This is a genomic window from Grimontia indica (genome assembly GCF_000333895.2).
GTDB lineage: Bacteria > Pseudomonadota > Gammaproteobacteria > Enterobacterales > Vibrionaceae > Enterovibrio > Enterovibrio indicus.
On record NZ_ANFM02000025.1, the window covers coordinates 35,382 to 57,218 of the forward strand.

At 48.8% G+C, this 21,837-nt stretch carries 20 protein-coding genes; 9 read left to right on the top strand and 11 right to left on the bottom strand.

Translation table 11 applies throughout. The annotated features are described in order from the left end of the window. Nucleotides 1–99: 99 nt before the first annotated feature. Genes D515_RS14415 through sdhC form a run of 4 tightly spaced genes read right to left on the bottom strand, consistent with a single transcriptional unit; the run spans nucleotide 100 to nucleotide 3,326 of the window. Nucleotides 100–810, bottom strand: a complete 711-nt coding sequence (locus D515_RS14415) for a succinate dehydrogenase iron-sulfur subunit (RefSeq protein ID WP_002539565.1) — start codon at nucleotides 808–810, stop codon at nucleotides 100–102. A 15-nt stretch (nucleotides 811–825) separates the two neighbouring features. Beyond that, nucleotides 826–2,592: a succinate dehydrogenase flavoprotein subunit gene (gene sdhA / locus D515_RS14420; RefSeq protein WP_002539566.1), complete on the bottom strand. Its 1,767-nt coding sequence runs from the start codon at nucleotides 2,590–2,592 to the stop codon at nucleotides 826–828. Further along, nucleotides 2,593–2,940, bottom strand: coding sequence for a succinate dehydrogenase, hydrophobic membrane anchor protein (gene sdhD / locus D515_RS14425; RefSeq protein ID WP_002539568.1), 348 nt, complete (start codon nucleotides 2,938–2,940; stop codon nucleotides 2,593–2,595). Continuing rightward, on the bottom strand, nucleotides 2,934–3,326 hold the full coding sequence (sdhC, locus tag D515_RS14430) for a succinate dehydrogenase cytochrome b556 subunit (protein ID WP_002539569.1): 393 nt from the start codon (nucleotides 3,324–3,326) through the stop codon (nucleotides 2,934–2,936). The genes sdhD and sdhC overlap by 7 nt, the downstream gene beginning before the upstream one ends. 405 nt (nucleotides 3,327–3,731) lie before the next feature. On the opposite strand from sdhC, the gene D515_RS14435 reads away from it, so the two are divergent. Further along, on the top strand, nucleotides 3,732–5,021 hold the full coding sequence (locus tag D515_RS14435) for a citrate synthase (protein WP_002539570.1): 1,290 nt from the start codon (nucleotides 3,732–3,734) through the stop codon (nucleotides 5,019–5,021). A 62-nt stretch (nucleotides 5,022–5,083) separates the two neighbouring features. Here the strand turns inward: D515_RS14435 and D515_RS14440 are convergent, their stop codons facing one another. Beyond that, nucleotides 5,084–5,842 (bottom strand): Nif3-like dinuclear metal center hexameric protein, encoded by a 759-nt coding sequence (locus D515_RS14440; protein WP_002539571.1) that lies wholly within the window; start codon nucleotides 5,840–5,842, stop codon nucleotides 5,084–5,086. A 108-nt stretch (nucleotides 5,843–5,950) separates the two neighbouring features. Here D515_RS14440 and D515_RS14445 point away from each other — a divergent pair, with 108 nt between their 5' ends. Further along, a complete protein-coding gene (locus D515_RS14445) occupies nucleotides 5,951–6,715 on the top strand; it encodes a DUF1853 family protein (RefSeq protein ID WP_002539572.1) in 765 nt (254 codons plus the stop codon). 72 nt (nucleotides 6,716–6,787) lie between these two features. Here D515_RS14445 and pgm read toward each other — a convergent pair whose 3' ends face one another. Both pgm and seqA read right to left on the bottom strand, forming a co-directional pair. Continuing rightward, a complete protein-coding gene (gene pgm, locus D515_RS14450; protein WP_002539573.1) occupies nucleotides 6,788–8,434 on the bottom strand; it encodes a phosphoglucomutase (alpha-D-glucose-1,6-bisphosphate-dependent) in 1,647 nt (548 codons plus the stop codon). A 152-nt stretch (nucleotides 8,435–8,586) separates the two neighbouring features. Then, nucleotides 8,587–9,132 (bottom strand): replication initiation negative regulator SeqA, encoded by a 546-nt coding sequence (gene seqA, locus D515_RS14455; protein ID WP_002539574.1) that lies wholly within the window; start codon nucleotides 9,130–9,132, stop codon nucleotides 8,587–8,589. Between the two features lie 182 nt (nucleotides 9,133–9,314). On the opposite strand from seqA, the gene D515_RS14460 reads away from it, so the two are divergent. The 3 genes from D515_RS14460 (at nucleotide 9,315) to fldA (ending at nucleotide 11,016) form a co-directional block, all read left to right on the top strand. Continuing rightward, the gene (locus tag D515_RS14460; RefSeq protein ID WP_002539575.1) at nucleotides 9,315–10,088 is read left to right on the top strand and encodes an alpha/beta fold hydrolase; all 774 of its coding nucleotides are present in this window, start codon (nucleotides 9,315–9,317) and stop codon (nucleotides 10,086–10,088) included. Between the two features lie 60 nt (nucleotides 10,089–10,148). Next, entirely contained in the window at nucleotides 10,149–10,367 is a 219-nt protein-coding gene (locus tag D515_RS14465) for a DUF2788 domain-containing protein (RefSeq protein ID WP_002539576.1), read from the top strand. Between the two features lie 121 nt (nucleotides 10,368–10,488). Beyond that, nucleotides 10,489–11,016, top strand: coding sequence for a flavodoxin FldA (fldA, locus tag D515_RS14470; protein WP_002539577.1), 528 nt, complete (start codon nucleotides 10,489–10,491; stop codon nucleotides 11,014–11,016). A 53-nt stretch (nucleotides 11,017–11,069) separates the two neighbouring features. Here fldA and D515_RS14475 read toward each other — a convergent pair whose 3' ends face one another. Further along, nucleotides 11,070–11,549 carry a DUF4442 domain-containing protein gene (locus D515_RS14475; protein ID WP_002539578.1) on the bottom strand — a complete coding sequence of 160 codons (480 nt, stop codon included), beginning with the start codon at nucleotides 11,547–11,549 and terminating at the stop codon, nucleotides 11,070–11,072. A 192-nt stretch (nucleotides 11,550–11,741) separates the two neighbouring features. On the opposite strand from D515_RS14475, the gene fur reads away from it, so the two are divergent. Beyond that, the gene (gene fur / locus D515_RS14480) at nucleotides 11,742–12,185 is read left to right on the top strand and encodes a ferric iron uptake transcriptional regulator (RefSeq protein ID WP_002539579.1); all 444 of its coding nucleotides are present in this window, start codon (nucleotides 11,742–11,744) and stop codon (nucleotides 12,183–12,185) included. A gap of 64 nt (nucleotides 12,186–12,249) precedes the next feature. Here the strand turns inward: fur and glnS are convergent, their stop codons facing one another. The 3 genes from glnS to nagE form a co-directional block, all read right to left on the bottom strand. Further along, on the bottom strand, nucleotides 12,250–13,917 hold the full coding sequence (gene glnS, locus D515_RS14485; RefSeq protein WP_002539580.1) for a glutamine--tRNA ligase: 1,668 nt from the start codon (nucleotides 13,915–13,917) through the stop codon (nucleotides 12,250–12,252). Nucleotides 13,918–14,121: 204 nt separating this feature from the next. After that, nucleotides 14,122–16,800, bottom strand: coding sequence for a beta-N-acetylhexosaminidase (locus tag D515_RS14490; RefSeq protein WP_002539581.1), 2,679 nt, complete (start codon nucleotides 16,798–16,800; stop codon nucleotides 14,122–14,124). Between the two features lie 95 nt (nucleotides 16,801–16,895). Next, complete coding sequence (gene nagE / locus D515_RS14495; protein ID WP_002539582.1) at nucleotides 16,896–18,386, bottom strand: N-acetylglucosamine-specific PTS transporter subunit IIBC; 1,491 nt, start codon at nucleotides 18,384–18,386, stop codon at nucleotides 16,896–16,898. Between the two features lie 265 nt (nucleotides 18,387–18,651). Between nagE and nagB the strand changes: the two genes are divergently transcribed. The 3 genes from nagB to nagC are packed head-to-tail and all read left to right on the top strand — an operon-like array spanning nucleotide 18,652 to nucleotide 21,826. Beyond that, nucleotides 18,652–19,452, top strand: coding sequence for a glucosamine-6-phosphate deaminase (gene nagB, locus D515_RS14500; RefSeq protein ID WP_002539584.1), 801 nt, complete (start codon nucleotides 18,652–18,654; stop codon nucleotides 19,450–19,452). 15 nt (nucleotides 19,453–19,467) lie between these two features. Next, complete coding sequence (gene nagA, locus D515_RS14505) at nucleotides 19,468–20,604, top strand: N-acetylglucosamine-6-phosphate deacetylase (RefSeq protein ID WP_002539585.1); 1,137 nt, start codon at nucleotides 19,468–19,470, stop codon at nucleotides 20,602–20,604. A gap of 7 nt (nucleotides 20,605–20,611) precedes the next feature. Further along, nucleotides 20,612–21,826 (top strand): DNA-binding transcriptional regulator NagC, encoded by a 1,215-nt coding sequence (gene nagC / locus D515_RS14510; RefSeq protein WP_002539586.1) that lies wholly within the window; start codon nucleotides 20,612–20,614, stop codon nucleotides 21,824–21,826. Nucleotides 21,827–21,837 lie beyond the last annotated feature (11 nt).

Sequence of the window (21,837 nt, forward strand, 5' to 3'; positions counted from 1 at the left end):
TTTTTATGTTGCTACGACCGGGGGTTAGCCGGCGTTCCTTTTAAGCTCCCCCGAAAGGGAGCCTAAATCTTGATATATGTAGGTGTACAGAGGCCGATATTACACTGCGCGTTTAAGCAGCATTGAACGAATATGGCCGATTGCCTTCGTAGGATTTAGCCCTTTAGGACAAACATTTACACAGTTCATGATGCTATGGCAACGGAAAACGCTAAAAGCGTCGTCCAGATCTGATAAACGCTCATCTGTGGCAGTGTCGCGGCTGTCAATCAGCCAACGATATGCAGCCAGAAGTCCCGCAGGACCTACGAACTTATCTGGGTTCCACCAGAATGATGGGCACGAGGTGGTACAACATGCACACATGATGCACTCATACAGACCATCAAGGTGAGCACGGTCGTCAGGCGATTGAAGATTCTCACGCGATGGCGGTGTGCTGTCATTAATCAGGTAAGGCTTAACACGCTCATAGTTCTGGTAAAACTGAGTCATATCGACAATCAGGTCACGAACCACAGGCAAGCCAGGCAGTGGACGAATCACAATGCTCGACTTGTCAGTCAGCGCTGACAAGGGTGTGATACATGCCAAACCATTCTTACCGTTCATGTTAATACCATCAGAACCACATACACCTTCACGGCATGAACGACGGAATGACAGCGTTGGATCTTGCTCTTTCAGCAGGATCAGAGCGTCTAGTACCATCATGTCAGAACCGTCAGGCACTTCCAGGGTGTACCCTTTCATGTGTGGCGCGTCATCAACGTCCGGGTTGTAACGGTATACAGAAAAATTCAGTTTCATAATCTTCTACCTCCCTTAGTAAGTACGCGCTTTCGGTGGGAAAGCTTCACGATGTACTGGCGTCATGTTCACATCACGCTTTGACATCGCTTCTGTTTCCGGGTTGTAGATGGTGTGGCACAGCCAGTTCTCATCATCACGCTCTTGGAAGTCAAAGCGTGCGTGTGCACCACGGCTCTCAGTACGGTAATTTGCGGCAACTGCTGTAGAGAATGCTGTCTCCATCAGGTTGTCCAGCTCCAGACACTCAACACGCTGAGTGTTAAATTCTGAGGAAGTATCATCCAGGCGCGCTTCTTTCAGACGTTCGCGGATAACTTTGAGCTCTTCCAGACCTTTTGCCATCGCATCGCCTTCGCGGAATACCGAGAAGTTGTTCTGCATACAAGATTGCAGGTCCTTACGGATTTGAACTGGATCTTCACCTTTCTGGGTTGTATTCCAGCGGTTAACACGTGCCAGAGACGCTTCGATGTCTGACTCTGACGCATCACGTGCTTCAACTTGCGCAGCCAGAGTTTCACCCAAGTGAAGACCCGTTGCGCGACCAAATACCACGAGATCAAGCAGCGAGTTACCGCCCAGACGGTTTGCACCGTGAACAGATACGCTAGCGATTTCACCACATGCAAACAGACCTTGTACTTCAACATCATTGCCGTTTGCGTCTTGCTTGATCGCTTGACCAGAAACCTGCGTGGGTACACCGCCCATCATGTAGTGACAGGTAGGGATAACTGGGATTGGCTCTTTGATTGGATCAACGTGAGCGAATGTGCGGGACAGTTCTAGGATACCTGGCAGACGCGCTTCAAGGACATCTTTACCCAAGTGATCCAGCTTAAGTTTAATGTGTGGACCCCATGGACCTTCACAGCCACGGCCTTCACGAATTTCAACCATCATTGAACGTGCAACAACGTCTCGACCCGCAAGGTCTTTCGCGTTTGGTGCATAACGCTCCATGAAGCGCTCGCCATCTTTATTGAGAAGGTAACCACCTTCACCACGACAACCTTCCGTCACAAGTACACCTGCACCTGCAATACCGGTTGGGTGGAACTGCCACATTTCCATGTCTTGCATTGGTACGCCTGCACGCAGTGCCATACCTACGCCGTCACCGGTGTTAATGTGTGCATTCGTCGTTGATTGGTAAATACGGCCCGCACCGCCTGTTGCCAGCACGGTCGCTTTCGCTTTGAAATAGCAAATTTCGCCGCTTTCCATGTCCATCGCAGTTGCACCAACAACTGCGCCGTCCTGGTTTTTCACCAGATCCAACGCGTACCACTCAGAGAAGATGGTGGTCTTGTTCTTGATGTTTTGCTGGTACAAGGTGTGAAGCAGTGCATGGCCAGTACGGTCAGCTGCTGCTGCAGTGCGCGCAGCCTGCTCGCCGCCAAACGCTTTAGACTGTCCACCGAATGGGCGCTGATAAATGCGACCGTTATCGAAACGGGAAAATGGAAGACCCATTTTTTCCAGTTCGATGATTGATTGAGGACCGGTTTTACACATGTACTCGATAGCGTCCTGGTCACCGATGTAATCAGAGCCTTTGACCGTGTCATACATGTGCCATTCCCAATTATCTTCATGGGAATTGCCCAGCGCTACTGTAATACCGCCTTGAGCTGAAACGGTATGAGAACGGGTTGGGAATACTTTTGAAAGCAGTGCACAAGAAAGACCCTGCTCAGAAATTTGCAGTGCCGCGCGCATACCTGCGCCACCCGCACCGATAACAATTGCGTCAAATTCTCTTACTGGAATACTCACTTACACACCCCACAATACAAAAAAGCCAGTCAACAGGTAGACAAACAGCAGCGCGACAACACCAAACTGCATAAACATACGCAGCACAGTCGGCTTAATATAGTCAGTCAATACCTGCCACATACCTATCCAAGCGTGGATAAGTACGCACACCAGCGCCAACATGGTGAAAACTTTGTTGCTTGTTTGTCCCCAGAACTCGATCCAGCTCTGATATGTCAATTCGGGACCAAACGCAAAGAAACCCACCATATATAGGGTGTAAAGCGTCATGATGATGGCAGTCGCACGGAGCAAGATCCAGTCATGAACCCCGTTTCTGCCGAAAGAAGATACGTGTCCTACCATACTAAAATCCCCGCTAAAACAGACAGCACTGCAGTGATGATGAAACCGATTTTCGCGCTCCGCGAACCACCTTCCATCTCTTCAAAATGGCCCATGTCCATCAACAAGTGACGGATACCGCCAACAATGTGATAGGCAAGCGCTGTCAGAATGCCCCACAGGACAAACTTGGCGAAGAAACTGTTTACGATGTCAGAGGCGGCTTCAAAACCACTAGGGGATGATAGGGAGAGGCTTAACAGCCAGAGAAGGATGGCGACCGAGATGAAGGTGATAACACCCGACACACGGTGCGTAATAGACGCGATCGCTGTGATAGGGAAGCGAATGGTCTGGAGGTCGAGGTTTACCGGTCTTGGCTTTCTTACTTTCACGATATGGCCCACTCAGCTCCATTGAGCAAATTATTGTTATTACACTCTCTGGAATCACATCTCGCTATAGCGCCAGACCTACAACATCATTTATTACGTTTTCACGTGCCACTGCTATTAACTGCAGTTCAAGCACTGAAATCCGCATTGAAAATATCGAATTGAGCCCCGAAACGCCCCGGCTTTATGTAATATCCAGAGACCTGCCGCAGAGTATATGCCCCGTAACATTTAAACACAAACCAATAAAATTGACGGAAATCCCGAAACAGAGCATTAACTTAAAGCGTACAGATTTTTGATACTTGCGCACACCCGACAAAGTTCACTTCTGCAAATTGACATCCAATGAGACGATCGGTACAACAACGGGGTCCGTATCCGGGATAGGATTATAAAAAAACAAAGGAGAATGTTATGGCAGATAAGAAAGCTACCCTACAAATTGAAGGGAAAGCACCTATCGAACTGCCGATCAAAGGGGGCACAGTCGGTCCAGAAGTGATCGATGTACGTGCATTGGGTGCGAACGGCTTTTTTACGTTTGACCCAGGTTTCGTTGCAACAGCGTCGTGTGAGTCACAAATTACATATATTGATGGCGCAGCTGGCGTTCTATTGCACCGTGGCTACCCAATTGATCAATTAGCCAATAACGCTGACTATTTGGAAGTTTGTTACATCCTACTATATGGTGAAGCCCCAAGCCCTAAACAATACGAAGAGTTCCGTCGTATCGTAACTCGCCACACCATGGTTCACGAGCAAATTGCGAGTTTCTTCCATGGTTTCCGTCGTGACGCCCACCCAATGGCCGTTATGGTAGGTGTGGTTGGCGCACTGGCTGCGTTCTACCACGACTCTTTGGACATCAACAACGACACGCACCGCGAAATCACTGCGTTCCGTCTTCTGTCGAAGATGCCTACGTTGGCGGCGATGTGTTACAAGTACTCGATCGGACAACCGTTCATCTATCCACGTAACGATCTGGATTACGCTGAAAACTTCCTGCATATGATGTTTGCAACACCAGCAGAAGAGTATGAAGTGAACCCTGTTGTTGCGCGTGCAATGGACAAAATCTTTACCCTTCACGCAGACCACGAGCAAAATGCTTCTACGTCTACTGTTCGTTTGGCTGGTTCTTCCGGTGCAAACCCATTTGCATGTATTGCAGCGGGTATTGCTTCACTGTGGGGCCCTGCTCACGGCGGTGCTAACGAAGCGTGTCTGCGCATGCTGGAAGAAATCGGTTCTGTAGAGAACATTCCAGAGTACATTGAACGTGCTAAGGACAAAGATGATCCATTCCGTCTGATGGGCTTCGGTCACCGCGTTTACAAGAACTACGACCCACGTGCTACCGTAATGAACGAAGCATGCCACGAAGTTCTTGATGAGCTGAAGATCAATGACCCTCTGCTGGATGTAGCAATGGAGCTGGAAAGAATTGCACTTTCTGACCCTTACTTCATCGAGAAGAAACTCTACCCGAACGTAGACTTCTACTCAGGCATCATTCTGAAAGCAATCGGTATCCCAGTGTCGATGTTCACCGTGATTTTCGCGATGTCTCGTACCATCGGCTGGATCGCTCACTGGAATGAAATGCACAGTGACCCGCAAAACCGAATCGGTCGTCCACGTCAGCTTTACACTGGTTACGACAAGCGCGATTTCAAACCTCTGAAAGACCGCGAGTAACAGGCAAAAGCCAAAGAAAAAAACGCCGCTACTAGCGGCGTTTTTTTGTTTTGTAAGCGACCTTATACTGGATTGTCGATATCGATAAAGCTCACGTCGAAACCATGCTCGCTCGCCAGCCACTCGCCGAGAGCCTTAACACCATAACGCTCTGTCGCGTGGTGTCCCGCACTGAAATAATGGATACCCAACTCTCTGGCTGAATACGTCGTACGCTCAGAAATTTCACCCGAAACAAAAGCATCCATACCTTTACTTGCTGCCAGGTCAATAAAGTCCTGACCACCACCTGTGCACCAACCTACTGTCTTGATCGACTTGGCAACACCGCTTTCAATATGCAGTGGTTCGCGATTTAATTTCATTGCCAGTAATTCGCTAAACTCCTTCGCAGACATTGCATTCGGTAACTCCCCCCAAACAGCAACCGAATTTGGATTGCCATCTTCTAAACCACTGCGTTGTTCGATACCCAGCAGATTTGCAAGTTGTGCGTTGTTACCCACCTCAGGATGCACATCCAGTGGTAAATGGTAGGCATAGAGGTTAATTCCATTCTCAATCAACGCTTTGATACGCTTAAACTTCATGCCTTTGAGTGGCTCAGACTCTCCCCGCCAAAAGTAACCATGGTGAACCAGCAGTGCGTCTGCCTCCTGCTCAATCGCGGCATCTATTAGCGCCTGTGAAGCAGTGACGCCGGTGACGATTTTCTTCACCTCAGCCTTCCCTTCTACCTGCATACCATTTGGGCAGTAATCTTTGATCGCGAAAGGCTTTAGAAAGTCGTTGAGGAGCGATTCGAGTTGGTAATTGTTCATGTTCTTCCTGAATCTCAGTGTCTGTTACACATATTCTAACCACCATGACGATGCAGGTGAACCTCGTTTGCTATATGCTCTCGGTACAGTTATCAAGGAAGGTCATTCATGTTCGCAGACAGTGTTCAAGTTCAAAGGGATATTGCTTGGATTCAGCAGTCAACAGACATTATCGTTCAAGACGCCGCAAGCGTCGTCCCTCCCACATTCTGGTCTTCTATTTCATTCCAGCAATTCCCAGCCTATGAGGGAGGTCAACGGATTGGCTTCTACTACCAGTGGCTGATCAAACAATGTTTGCATCACAATGATACTTACCGACTGGTTGCCGAAGAATTACAGGTAGAGAGAGAGAAACGCACACTTGGTGCTGTGGATTTTGTCGTTGCTAGTCCTAATGGAGAGTTGGAGCACTGGGAAGTTGCCATTAAGTTTTATCTGGCGTTTGACGGAGAATGGCGAGGCCCGAATGCCAAAGATACGTTGGCGAAGAAGCACAAAAAGATGGTCAAACAACAGTTGATGCTTACCGATACTGAAGAATACAAAACGCAGTTTTCCCAATACCCGATAGCCAAACGCAGACTGCTCGTTCAAGGCAGACTTTACACCAATCCTTTCTTACCTCTCAGTGATTTGCCTTCGCCTCCAGATGTGCAAGAGCAGAGCGTCAATGGATTTTGGTGTTGGCCCTCCCAATTGCCTATAGATGTAAAGTTTTTCGAGCTAACCAGAGCACAGTGGATGGAAGCCCCTTCTTTGGAAAATCTGCCTGTATATTCGCTGCCAGAAACTGTCACAAGGGCAACACATCTTATTGACGAAAACCGTCATCGCTGGTTTGTTGTTCCAGAGAATTGGCCTTCTCTTTGAACCGCCCCTTATTTAGATATAAAAAACCACCGCCATGCGGTGGTTTTTCAATTTTTACTTCGCTGAGGAGTATTAAAGCCCGGCAGCCTTAAATACATCGCTCACGATGCTTTGTGCTTCTTTCTGGATCAGCGCAAGGTGCTCTTCGCCTTTAAAGCTTTCACAGTAAATTTTGTAAATATCTTCTGTGCCGGATGGACGCGCGGCAAACCAACCAAACTCAGTTGTCACCTTAAGACCACCAATCGCCTGACCATTGCCCGGCGCATGAGTCAGTTTCGCTGTGATCGTGTCACCGGCCAAGGTTTCAGCGGTAACCATTTCCGCAGAAAGTTTGCTTAACACCGCTTTTTGCTCACCGTTTGCAGGAGCTTGCAAACGCGCATAGCTGGAAGCACCAAACTTCGCCGCGAGTTCGTCATAGTACTGCTGTGGGTTCTTACCTGTCACCGCGGTAATCTCCGCCGCCAGAAGGCAAAGCAGAATACCGTCTTTATCCGTCGCCCAAGCTGTGCCGTCCATACGCAGGAAAGATGCTCCTGCACTTTCTTCGCCACCAAAGCCGATGTCACCTGAATACAAGCCATCAACAAACCACTTGAAGCCTACCGGTACTTCACACAATTTTCGGCCAAGGTTAGCCACCACTTTATCGATGATTGCACTGGATACCAGCGTCTTACCTACACCGACTTCTGCGCCCCACTGTGGACGATGCTGATATAGGTAATCGATACAAACAGCAAGATAGTGGTTCGGATTCATCAGACCGGCTGGCGTGACAATGCCATGACGGTCAAAATCAGGGTCATTACCGAACGCCAGGTCATACTGGTCTTTGTAGGCGAGAAGACCCGCCATCGCTGATGGTGATGAACAATCCATACGGATCACTCCATCTTTATCAAGCGACATAAAACGGAACGACGGATCCACATCGTCGTTAACCAGTGTGATGTCCAAACCAAAGTGCTCGGCGATCGCTTTCCAGTAATCAATACCCGAACCACCTAATGGATCGACACCGATACGAAGACCCGCTTTTTTGATGGCATCCATATCAACCACAGAGGCTAAATCCTGCACATATGGCATGACCAGATCCGCTTCAACAAACAGATCGCTCGCCACCGCTTCAGCAAAAGTCATACGGCGAACACCCGCCAAGCCTTCAGCAATCAGCGCATTGGCTCGCTGTTCAATAGCTTTGGTCAAATCTCCTTCCGCGGGACCACCGTGTGTCGGATTGTATTTGATGCCACCATCTTGAGGTGGGTTGTGCGAAGGCGTAATCACAATGCCATCCGCTTTATGGTCGTTTTGCAGATTGTGCGTCAGGATCGCGTGAGAGATGCCTGGTGTCGGTGTGTAGCCGCCCTCTTTCTGTGCAATCACACTCACGCCATTTGCCACCAGCACTTCTACAACGGAACAGAACGCTGGCTCTGACAGCGCATGGGTGTCTTTACCCACAAATAGTGGACCGGTTACACCTTTCTCTGCTCGTACTTCTGCTACTGCCTGAGCAATAGCTAAAATGTGGTGCTGGTTAAAAGTCACTTTGTCCGCGCAACCGCGGTGACCAGAGGTACCGAACTCTACTTTGTGGGCGGGATTCGCTGCATCTGGTGTCAATTGGAAATAGTTCGACACCAGCATCGGAATATTATGGAGGTCTTGTTGCTGGGCTCGCTGTCCAGCGCGTTCATGGCTAGCCATTACTCGCATCCTTACAAAAAATTCTGACGTTACCTGTTGAGAGGCAGCATAACCACCGCACTAAACGCCCAACAGGTCTAGATATAGTGAGAGGCCCGTCAGTGACAAGGCCTCTTCATCGTTATGTTCTTCTTACACCAAACGTTGCGCGATTAGATCTCGCCTACCACTTTTTCAGTGATGTCGTTGGAGAAATTCATTTTGGTCATCAACTGCTCAACCATCTGGCGCTTGCGGCCTGTGTTGGTATTGGTGATAACCCAAAATGGCGTTTCCGGAATGTGTTTCGGCTTGGTCGTTTTACCGCTCTCGAGCAAAGTCTGCTCGTTATCCGCGAAGTAAACACGCGTGCGTCCTTTCAGCGCCGTTGCTTCGGCAAACGCTTGGTTATCAATACGGTACAAAGTGGAAAGCACCAGCATAAAACGACCGATGGCTTTCTCTTGCGCCGCGAATTCATCTGAGATCAACAGGGAGCGCATTTCTTTTACACGATCAACGGTGTCACTTTTGCCCGCATCTTTACTGACCACAATACCCTTTTTCTCTGGGGTCGCTGTCAACGTTGCAACGGGTTGTTGCTCCACCTGCGGTGCCATCAGCAGTCTGCGCAGAATGTCCGATGCACTTTCACCAATGTGCTGGGTCTGGCTGGCAATGTACCGGTATAGCTCTTCATCAACCTCAATTGTCTTCATCGTTTGATCATCGTGTCCTGTTTACAATTCAACGCTGCGATTATACAGAGTTAGGGGTACCCGAGCCACCTCAAGATGCTGGTTTCAGTGAGAATAACTCTCTTCGTGATCGAGGTAAGGTTTTGAGTCATCATCAGGATCGTTATACTAGGCTCAACAACGAACTTTACGGGAAACACGCAGTGCAACTGAACTTTAAGATCCAGGGCGAAGGCAAGCCTCTACTGTTGATCCATGGTCTGTTTGGCAGTTTGGACAACCTCGGCGGATTAGCAAAAGTATTGGCTAAACATTATCAGGTCTATCAAATTGATTTACCCAATCATGGCCAGTCTCCGCGCTCTGAAAGCGTTGACTATGTATCCCAAGCCACCGCAGTGAAAGAATTTCTTGATCAGCAGAAGCTAGAGAAAGTCACTGTTGTCGGTCACTCCATGGGTGGCAAAGTCGCCATGATGCTTGCGCAGCTACACCCGGATTATCTGGAAGATTTGGTCGTGATGGACATTGCGCCCGTTGAGTACAAAGTCCGTCGCCATGATTCAGTGTTGGCTGGCTTGAATGCGAGTATGGCGCAGCCCATTCTGAGCCGAAAAGAAGCAGAAGCAACACTTGCTGAACATATTGTTGAGCCCGGCGTTCGTCAGTTTCTCTTGAAATCTCTTGCTAAAACGGAAGACGGCACTTTTGATTGGCGTTTTAACGTTTCCACACTTGAAGCTCGTTATGCCGACATTACTGGCTGGCAAGAACACGCGATCTTCGAGGGTGATACCTTGTTTTTGAAAGGTGCGAACTCGGACTATATTTCCGCCGAACATCGCGAAGATATTGAGCGTCAGTTCCCCCGAGCCAAGGCACACGTCATTGCCAACACCGGGCATTGGTTGCACGCAGAAAAACCGGACACAGTAGCGCGTGTGATCACTCGCTTTTTAACAAACTCAGAGCGTTAACAGACCAGTCTTACTTGTGCTATAGTGCGCGGCGAAAATGGGTTCCGAACGGAGGCGGGAATGCTATACGAGCACTTCGAATTGCTCGAGAAGATAGGTCTTGATCTGCTGTTTGCAGGTATCTTCTTTTTCATTGGCATGGCAATCAAGGATGTGCTCAATGAAGGAAAAGTCCCACCTTTTGGCCGCAGAATTGTGTGGCTGGTACTTTTCCTTGGGTGCGCAGGCTTTATCACCAAAGGCGTGATCCAGCTTTTCTGGGAAGGCGTAGGCATTTAAGCCTGCCATTATGGCACCTTACAAAGATTACAACGGCAAGAAGGCGAAGCCTTCTTCTACACTTTAGATTCTGGGCTGTGTATATTACGGCTCGATTAACAATAAATAGGTATTCTCTATTATGGCGAGCGTAGGTCTCTTCTTTGGTAGCGATACAGGTAACACTGAAGCTATCGCCAAGATGATTCAAAAACAACTGGGCAAGCACATGGTCCACGTTCAGGACATTGCAAAGAGCAGCAAAGAAGACATCAATAACTTCGATCTGCTTCTGCTTGGCATCCCAACCTGGTACTACGGCGAAGCGCAATGCGACTGGGACGATTTCTTCCCAGAGCTTGAGCAGATCGATTTCTCTACCAAACTAGTTGCTATCTTTGGCTGTGGTGATCAGGAAGACTACGCAGAATACTTCTGTGACGCGATGGGTACCATCCGTGACATCGTAGAAACCAAAGGCGGCACCATTATTGGTCACTGGCCGACGGAAGGTTACGAGTTCGAGGCATCTAAAGCGCTGGTTGATGACAACAACTTTGTTGGCCTGTGTGTTGATGAAGATCGCCAACCGGAACTGACTTCTTCCCGCGTAGAAAAATGGGTTAACCAAGTCTACGAGGAAATGTGTCTGGCTGAGCTGGAAGGCTAAGCAAGCACAAAAAACGCGCCAAGAGCGCGTTTTTTTATATCTATTGGAACCACCTATGTTGGGCTTTTCTCGCGGTACTTTGGCTTTTTCCGCACATACAGCACGCGGCGCACCCGACTCACTACTTCCCCATTGGCATCTTGCACATTCACGATAAATTCTGGAAAGACTTTGTCTCCGTTAGCCGTTGCCTGCTGAATAGACGTTATTGTCTCTTCAGAAATCAAAAATTCCGCGAACAAATCTGTGGTACCTGGTTTGATAAAATTGATATCGGCTTCTTTGTCCCAGACGAAGTATTTTTCTCCCAGAATCCCCATCAACATGAGGGCATAAGTAGGATCAGTCATTGAAAAAATGCTGCCGCCATACTGGGTTCGATTGGCGTTTTTGTTCCACCAGCGAAGTTTCAAACGAATCTTAACGTGGCGGAAATCTTCGCTAATATTCAGGATCTTAATACCCGCACCCCAGAATGGAGGCCAACAGTTCAAGGCGAATTTCACAATGCCGGGTTTATAGTATTTGTACACAGGAATTCCTTTTCTGGTCATACCAGTCAATACTGCCAGTTTTGCAATGCGACAACAAGCCGCAAAACCAACCAATTAGGTCAGATATTTGCCCCTTTGCACTGGCGACGTCTTATCACATTTGTTACGCTAACCATCAATTTTCCCGTTCTCTCACACAGGGAAAAAAGCAATTACGTAGGAAAGAACCGGATGTCAGATAATAACAAGGCACTAAAAGACGCAGGACTGAAAGTAACGCTGCCTCGATTGAAGATCTTAGAAGTACTGCAAGAGCCGGACTGCCAGCACATCAGCGCTGAAGATCTCTACAAAAAGCTTATCGATATCGGCGAAGAAATTGGACTTGCTACCGTGTATCGCGTGCTTAACCAGTTTGACGATGCCGGAATTGTTACCCGTCACCACTTTGAAGGTGGCAAATCGGTTTTTGAACTGGCGACACAACACCATCACGATCATTTAGTCTGTCTGGACTGTGGCCGCGTTATCGAATTTACTGATGATGTCATCGAGCAGCGCCAGAAAGATATCGCCAATCAGTTCAACATCAGACTCACAAACCATAGTCTGTATCTTTATGGCCATTGCACGAAAGATGGCTGCAAAGACGACCCAAGCATTCACGACGTTTAACATCGTCGATAAACGGGCAAAAAAAAAACCGGAGCTAAGCTCCGGTTTTTTGTTTTTAAGCTCGTTAGTCGCCAATTTTCGCCCAGGTATCACGAAGACCGACCGTGCGGTTGAATACCAACGCACCTTCTTTGCTGTCTTTGCGATCTGCGCAGAAGTAACCCATACGCTCGAACTGGTAGCCCTGCTCAGCTTCTGCAGCTTTCAGGCTTGGCTCCACGTAGCCACGAACCACAGTCAGTGACTCAGGGTTAATGGTCGCTGCAAAGTCATCAGCTGCGCCAGGGTTTGGCACAGTGAACAGGCGGTCATACAAGCGGATTTCCGCTTCAACACCCGCATCTGCAGATACCCAGTGGATAACACCTTTTACTTTACGGCCATCTGCCGGGTCTTTACCCAGTGTCTCTGGATCATAGGTGCAGTACACCGTAGTGATCTTGCCATCAGCATCTTTGTCACAGCGTTCAGCTTTCACGACGTATGCGTTACGAAGACGCACTTCTTTACCCAGCACCAGACGCTTGTACTTCTTGTTCGCTTCTTCGCGGAAGTCTTCAGCTTCAATCCAGATTTCGCGGCTGAATGGGATTTCACGCTCGCCCATTTCTGGTTTGTTCGGGTGGTTAGCTGCATTCAGCGTTTCGATTTCACCCTCTGCGTAGTTCTCGATAACCAGTTTGATTGGGTCAAGCACTGCCATCGCACGAGGTGCGTTTTCGTTCAGGTCATCACGCACGCAAGACTCCAGTGAGCTCATCTCAATGGTGTTGTCTTGCTTAGTGACACCAATACGCTTACAGAACTCACGAATTGATGCAGGCGTGTAACCGCGACGACGCAGGCCAGAAATGGTCGGCATACGTGGATCATCCCAACCATTAACCAGGTTTTCACTGACCAGTTGGCTAAGCTTACGCTTTGACATCACAGTGTATTCCAAGTTCAGACGGCTGAACTCATACTGACGTGGCTGACACTCAATAGTGATGTTCTCCAGAACCCAGTCGTACAGACGGCGGTTGTCCTGGAATTCCAGCGTACACAGTGAGTGAGTAATGCCTTCAATCGCATCTGAAATACAGTGTGTGAAGTCGTACATTGGGTAAATGCACCACTTATCATCGGTCTGGTGATGGTGTGCAAAACGTACGCGATAGAGCACTGGATCACGCATCACCATAAATGGTGAAGCCATATCAATTTTTGCACGCAGACAGGCTTTGCCTTCAGCAAATTCGCCGTTCTTCATTTTTTCGAACAGCGCCAGATTTTCTTCCACAGTGCGATCGCGGTATGGACTGTGTTTGCCTGCTTCCTTCAGGGTGCCACGGTATTCGCGGATCTCATCAGGGCTCAGTTCTTCAACATAAGCCAAACCTTTTTCGATCAGTTCTACCGCATACCCGTGGAGACGGTCGAAGTAGTCAGACGAATAACAAACTTCACCATCCCATTGGAAGCCCAGCCAGTTTACATCGTTCTTGATAGACTCAACGAACTCGATGTCTTCTTTCTCTGGGTTGGTATCGTCAAAACGCAGGTTGCACTGACCCTGGTAATCTTGGGCGATACCAAAGTTCAGACAGATCGACTTTGCGTGACCGATGTGCAGATAGCCATTTGGCTCTGGCGGGAAACGCGTGTGAACAGTGTTGTGAACACCACCTGACAAATCTTTATCAATGATTTGACGGATAAAGTTAGTTGGACGAGCCTCAGACTCACTCATCAAAAAATACCTCGTTGGAAGATCCAGATCTTATACCCAGGCGAACTTGAGATGCTGTCGTTCAGCGCCTTGGTTGAATAGACTTTAAATAACGCCCAATAATCCCCGATCGTGGCTATTTACTCAACCACTACTGAACGCTCTCACGCCATTTGAACAAAAAAAAGCCCGCGAAGTGCGGGCTTTGATGCTTTAAGGGGGAAATTACAGAGAAACAGCGCGACCTTCGCGTTGTTTATCTGCACTCAATGCACGCACTTCTACGTTAGCATTGTTGTCAAGAGCTACCGGAGCGACGTAGTCCATCCAAGATTGACCACCATCTACAGAGTATTGCATTGGCAGACCCGGCATGCTGATGTTCATGTGCAGTTTGCCGTCTTGCATGATGGCGCCTGGAACAGGAATACGGTAGTTGATACCTGACGCATCCAGTTTCGCCATTTCGCGCTGACCCATCACATTGGCGAAGCGTGTCCAGTCTTCCAGTTGCGCATCTTTATTAACGTGAGAAGTCTCTTGGTTGAATTGCTTACCCACTTGGTAATCCAATTCCCAGTCTGCTTTGTGCCATGCACGCTCAGCGGCGGCAATCACACGAGGGAATACCATGTATTCGTATTGCTCATCAGTACGAACGGTTTCACTCCAAAGTTGTGCAGATAGACCGTGGAAGCCTTCGTTGTGTTCAACGGTACCTTTACCATTGAATCCATTGCCATCGCGATCCACAGACGTTTCTGCGTTCTGAGGCAGGTTCTCTGGCGCAAACCCAAACATCTTGCGAGTGTCAGTTGCACGGGTTGCCCAGTAGTAACCACGTTCTTTCGGGTCTACTTCGTATGGCATATCCATGTACACGTAGTCCGGGTTAGAGACGATCAGGTCGTAACCTTTCGCAGCCCAGTCGTATGCAGATGCATCACCGCCCCAGTAAAGCACATCCCAGAAGTTCACACGGGTGTTTTCGGTTTTGAACGCTGAAGCATCTTTTGAATACTTCAGGCCGTCTTGCCATGCCTGGAAGTTCTCAATGCCTTGCTCAGCAACTGCGCCACTTACTTTCTCCGCAAAGAAGCTTGGTAGGTGACCAAAATCAGACACTACACCTTCTTCGATCAACTTCTGGCACATTGGAGACTTAGCGAATGGCTTGTCTTGCTGGCTCAGGTCAATATTGCCTTTCCACGCCACCTGATCAGTTGCGTTGTTATCTTGGAAGCCTGCGTTCAGTTTGATGTTCTTCGCTTCGTCACCACCGAAATGCCAAGTATTCAGCGGCATACCAACAGCGTCATGCATCGCTTTTACTTCAGTGATCACTTTGTTCACGAAGTTCATGGACGAGTCCATACATGGGTTGATGAAGCTGCGCTTATCGTAGAACTGAACCGTGGTTACGTTAGACGTATCTAGCGGATCCATCAGACGGAATTCTTCTGCTTTCGCCAGATCACCCTGCTCTGCATATTTCTGGTAACGCGCTTCCATAGAAACCACGGCCGCACGTGAGTGCGCAGGCATGTCGATTTCTGGGATCACTTCAATACCGCGTGCTTTCGCATGACGCAGAATTTCCATGTAATCCGCTTTCGAGAAGTAGCCAGAACCAAAGTTGTCAGTGCTTGGGCCTGAACCCAACTGTGGCAGAAGACATGAGGTTTCGCTCAGGTCGTGGCAGCGGTTTGCGCCTACGTCAGTCAGCTCAGGGAGGCCCGGAATTTCCAAACGCCAGCCTTCATCATCCGTCAGGTGAAGATGTAGCTTGTTCAGCTTGTATGCCGCCATTTGATCGATAGTGCGCAACATCGCTTCCTTCGAGTGGAAGTTACGCGCAACATCTACCATCACACCGCGGTATTCAAAGCGAGGTGCATCTTCAATCGCTACCCAAGGCAGCATCTCGTCGTCACCGTTGTCCATCAGCGCCAGCATAGATTGCAGACCGTAGAATGCACCCACACTGTCGAAGCCCAGCACTTCAACACCACCCGCATTCACTGCCAGTTTGTATGCGCCTGATACTGCTTCTTTGCCTTCAAACGCTTTCGCATCAACATTGATGTTCAGCGCGATGTCACCCTCAAGATTCACACCCAGAAGCTCAGCACGCGCTTCGAATGCTGCCAGTTGGTCAGCGTCCAATGCGTTGTTGGTTACTGCGAAGCCTGAGGCAATGTGCAGCGCGCCACGCATTTGCTTGGTTTTCAGAGGTGTTGGAATGATAGAGGCTTCAATTGCACCTTCTGCCAGTGCAGCGACATCGCTGTTTTTCGCATAACGCGAAGCTGCAGTCGCCAGCACGTTGTTATCTTCCGGCGTGCGCTTCCAGTTCTTGCCTTCGATCTCTGCCACGTAAGCATCGACGTTTTCTGTGTTCAGCGAAGCAATCGCTTTAGGAATAGCATTACCTGCTGTCACGTATGCACGAGGCATAAAGTCAGTTTCAAACAGCGTCCAGTACTCTTGAATTAGAGGGATCTCAATGGTTTCGCCAGCAGCAAAGCCATCAAAAGACGCCGTTGGAGTCATCACATAAAGGTCACCGGTGATGTGTTCAATCGCGAAATCTTTGTTCTCAACATCCAGAATGACACGAATGCTGTGCAAGTATATTTTCCAGTCGTTGCCGGAAATCGCTTCACCGTCGTTAACCACAGTCATCAGGATCTTGTTACAAGACGCCCACTCAGCGCCCATATCCTGACATGCCATGCCTTCCTGTGCACCGTGGTTTGTCTCCACGTCATAGCTGATATTCAGCTGAGAAGCCAGTGCATCAACCTTTCCTTGTTGCGCTGCGTCTGACTGCAGAGAACTGCAACCAGCCAGACCTGAAGCAATCGCAACAGACAAGATACCCATCTTAAATGTTTTGTTCATTGTTCATTTTCCCTACGAATAGCCTTAAAAAAGGCCCAAAAAAAGCCGACCCCGTTAGAGGCCGGCTATGTTGACTGTTTAGTCAGTATTTTTTATTAAGGCAGTTTTACGTCAGACAGGTCTTCAGTAGTGCCGACTTTTTTCATTTCGCCAGCAACGATTTCTGCCAGTGGGCCCAGAATAACCTGAAGGTTGTTGGTACCCAGTTTAACAACACCCATCGCACCCAGTGCTTTCAGTGTTTTCTCGTCGATTTGGCTGCCGTCTTTAACAGTCAGGCGCAGACGAGTAATACATGCATCGATGTTAGTCAGGTTGTCGTGACCACCCAGTGCTTTCAGGTATTGACGAGCCAGAACACCAGTTTCTGCTGAACCTTGAACGTCTGAAGAAGTTTCGTCGTCTTCCTCACGACCTGGAGTTGCCAGGTTGAACTTCAGGATAGCTGCACGGAATACGGTGTAGTAAATAACCGAGAACACCAGACCTTGAGCAATCAGCATGTACCAGTTAACCGCCAGTGGGTTACGGGTAGACAGAACCATATCCACCAGACCTGCAGAGAAGCCGAAGCCCGCAATCCACTGCATAGATGCTGCGATGTATACAGAGATACCAGTCAGCAGTGCGTGCAGTACGTACAGACCAGGTGCCAGGAACATGAATGAGAATTCCAGAGGCTCAGTTACACCGGTGAAGAAAGATGCGAAAGCAGCAGCCAGCATGATAGATGCAACTTTCTCTTTGTTTTCTGGCTTCGCACAGTGGTAGATAGCCAGTGCCGCACCTGGCAGACCGAACATCATGATTGGGAAGAAGCCCGCCTGGTACATACCAGTCACACCTACAACACCAGTACCTTCAGCGATAGACTTAGCACCGCCCAGGAAGTTAGGGATGTCGTTAATACCGGCAACGTCGAACCAGAATACTGAGTTCAGAGCGTGGTGCAGACCAACAGGGATCAGAAGACGGTTGAAGAACGCGTATACACCCGCACCCAGCTCGCCCATACCTTGAATACCTTCACCGAAGCTTACCAGACCGCCGTATACGGTTGGCCATACGTACATCAGGATGAACGCGATGAAGATACCAGCAAAAGAGGTCAGGATAGGTACAAGACGCTTACCAGAGAAGAATGCCAGTGCTTTGTGCAGTTCAACGTGTGAGAAACGGTTGTACAGCTCAGCAGATACGATACCAACCAAGATACCTACAAACTGGTTGTTGATCTTACCGAATGCTGCAGGCACTGCGCTTGGGTCGATGCCCTGAATTTGCGCAACCGCACCTGGAGACAGCAGCGTGGTCACAACGAGGAAACCAACGAAGCCTGACAGTGCAGCTGCACCATCTTTATCTTTAGACATACCGTACGCAACACCAACCGCGAACAGTACAGACATGTTATCGATGATTGCGGCGCCCGCTTTGATCAAGAATGCTGCCAGTGCGCTGTTCGCACCCCAGCCATTCGGGTCAATCCAGTAACCAACACCCATCAGAATTGCAGCAGCAGGAAGCGTGGCGACTGGCACCATCAGCGCTTTACCTACTTTTTGGAAATAACCGAGAATATTCACCTTTGTTCCCCCTATAGTGGTTCTTTCTCAGATGTGTAATGACAACATGGGACTTTTTTTACTATCCAATGTGAGTCAGGAGGAGTTTATTCCATTAATTTCGCCCCGCAAATTAAAACGGATGCAATTGTGATTATCGTCACTCAAAACACTACAAGATCGGGTTTTTTGCTAGCACGCTCATAAAACTTATTTTATGATGAAAACTAAGATACAAATCCACTATCATGTATAGTCAGAATTTGAATTAACTGAGAGGTGTCCCGTGAGACTTATCCCGCTACAAACAGCACATGAAGTAGGCCTTTGGTCAGCACGTCATATCGTTGATACAATTAACAAATTTGCCCCAACCGAGGATCGTCCGTTTGTTCTTGGCCTGCCAACCGGTGGCACCCCTCTGAACACTTATAAGCAACTGATTAATCTTCATAAGCAGGGCGAAGTAAGCTTCAAACACGTTGTGACTTTCAACATGGACGAGTACTGTGGCATCCCAGCTGACCATCCAGAGTCATACCGCAGCTTCATGTACAACAACTTCTTCAACCACATTGATATTCAAGAAGAAAACATCAACTTGCTGAACGGTAACGCTGAAGATCACTACGCTGAGTGCAAGCGCTACGAAGATAAGATCAAATCTTACGGCAAAATTAATCTGTTTATGGGTGGCGTTGGTAACGACGGTCACATCGCATTTAACGAGCCTGCGTCTTCTTTGTCTTCACGCACCCGTATCAAGACACTGACTGAAGACACGCGCATTGCAAACTCGCGCTTCTTCGATAACGATATCAACCAGGTACCTAAGCACGCGCTGACGATCGGTGTTGGTACGCTGCTAGACGCTGAAGAAGTAATGATTCTGATCACCGGTCACAATAAGTCACTGGCACTGCAAGCAGCTGTTGAAGGTTCAGTAAACCACCTGTGGACTGTATCTGCGCTGCAACTGCATCCTAAAGCGCTGATGGTATGTGATGAGCCATCAACTGCTGAGCTGAAAGTGAAGACGGTTAAGTACTTCCAAGAGCTGGAAGCAGAAAACATCAAAAACCTGTAAGGGAAGGAAGTATTCATGTACGCACTGACAAACTGCCGAATTTTCACCGGTAGCGAAGTGCTGGATAGTCATGCCGTTGTCGTTTATGGCGGCTTGATCCAGAACATCTGCCCAGAAAACGACTTGCCAGAGGGCATTGAGACCCGTTCATTGGACGGCGCATTCCTGACTCCTGGTTTCATCGACCTGCAACTGAACGGTTGTGGCGGTGTAATGTTCAACGACGAAGTGACTGCGGACACCATCCGCACGATGCACTTGGCAAACCTCAAGTCTGGCTGCACCAGCTTCCTGCCTACCCTGATCACATCTTCTGACGAAGATATGAAGGCATCTGTCAGTGCGATTCGTGATTACCAAGAGCAGTACGCTAACCAAGCGCTTGGCCTGCACCTGGAAGGTCCTTACCTGAACGTTGCTAAAAAAGGCATTCACAGCGTGGATTACATCCGCCGTTCTGATGATGCCATGATTGACTTCATCGCGGCTAACGCCGACGTGGTAACGAAAGTCACGCTGGCACCTGAGCTAACTCCTTCTGAACACATCGAAAAGCTGGCAAAAGCTGGCATCGTGGTATCAGCAGGTCATACCAACGCTAGCTACGTTGAAGCACGCGAAGGTTTCAAAGCAGGTATTACGTTCGCGACTCACCTTTTCAACGCAATGACCCCAATCGCAGGTCGTGAGCCAGGAATGGTTGGTGCAATCTACGATACACCAGAGGTTTACACCGGTGTTATCGCAGACGGTTTCCACGTTGACTATGCAAACATCCGCATTGCACACAAACTCAAGGGTGAAAAACTTGTTCTTGTTACCGACGCAGCAGCGCCTGCAGGAGCAGACATGGATCACTTTATTTTTGTTGGCAAGAAAGTATATTACCGAGATGGTAAGTGTGTTGATGAAAATGGCACGCTTGGCGGTTCGGCATTGACCATGATTGAAGCAGTACAGAACTCTGTCGAACATGTAGGCATCGCTTTGGATGAAGCGGTACGCATGGCAACCTTGTATCCTGCACGTGCAATCGGCATGGATGACAAGCTTGGCGCTATCAAACAAGGATATGTGGCCAACCTGACCGTGTTCGACCGTGAATTCAATGTCAAAGCGACTGTGGTTAACGGCGAATACACATTGAATTAGGAAACTTATGACAGGCGGACAAATTGGTAACGTAGATCTGGTTAAACAGCTAAACGGTGCCGCCGTTTATCGACTCATCGACCAACAAGGGCCGATTTCTCGAATCCAAATTGCTGATGTAAGCAGCCTTGCACCAGCCAGTGTTACCAAAATCACCCGCCAGTTACTGGAGCGCGGCTTAATCAAAGAAGTCGCGCAACAGGCTTCCACCGGTGGCCGACGAGCCATATCGCTGACCACCGAGTGTGCACCTTTTCACTCGTTGGCCGTCCGCCTTGGACGTGATCGCATCGAACTGACCTTGTTCGACCTCGCTGGTAATCCGCTGGCAGAGCATGACGAACCATTCCACTACCCTAATCAGGACACACTGATTGAAGGGCTGATCTACAAACTTCATACCTTCCTTGCTTCAAACCAAGATGTCGTCAGAGAGCTGATTGCGGTGGCCATTTCCTTGCCAGGCCTCGTCGATGCTGAAGCGGGTATCGTTGAATACATGCCACATATTACGATTGATAAACTACCGCTGAGTGACTTAATTCGTGATGAGTTTGGCGTGCAGTGTTTCATTGGAAATGACACCCGTGGTCAAGCATTGGCAGAACATTATTTCGGGGTGAGTAAAAATTACTATGACACCTTGCTGGTGAGTGTTCATAACGGTGCAGGTGCAGGTATTATCGTTAACGGTCAGGTGTTTCTAGGCTATAACCGTAACGTAGGCGAGATTGGCCACATCCAAATTGATCCGCTCGGCAAGAAATGTCAGTGCGGCAACTTTGGCTGTTTGGAAACCGTTGCCTCCAACCCTGCGATCATAGAACATGCTCAACAATTATTGGCCCAAGGCCACGACAGCATGTTACAAGGCAAGAAAGATTTGAACGTATCAGACATCTGCCGTGCTGCTGTGGCGGGCGATGAGCTGGCACGTCAGGTTCTGGTGAAAGTGGGTAACCATCTTGGCAAAGCGATCGCCATGACCATCAACCTGTTTAACCCTCAACAAGTGGTTATCTCAGGCGAAATCACGGAAGCGAAGAGCGTTGTTTTCCCAGCGATTCAACGTTGTATTGAAAACCAATCTCTGCGTACCTTCCATCAGAATCTCCCTATCGTCGCGGCAGGGCTCTCTTCAACGCCAACACTCGGCGCATTCGCTCTGGTTAAGCGTGCTATGTTGAACGGAGCGTTGCTTCAAAAACTGCTGGAAGACTAAAAACAAAACTG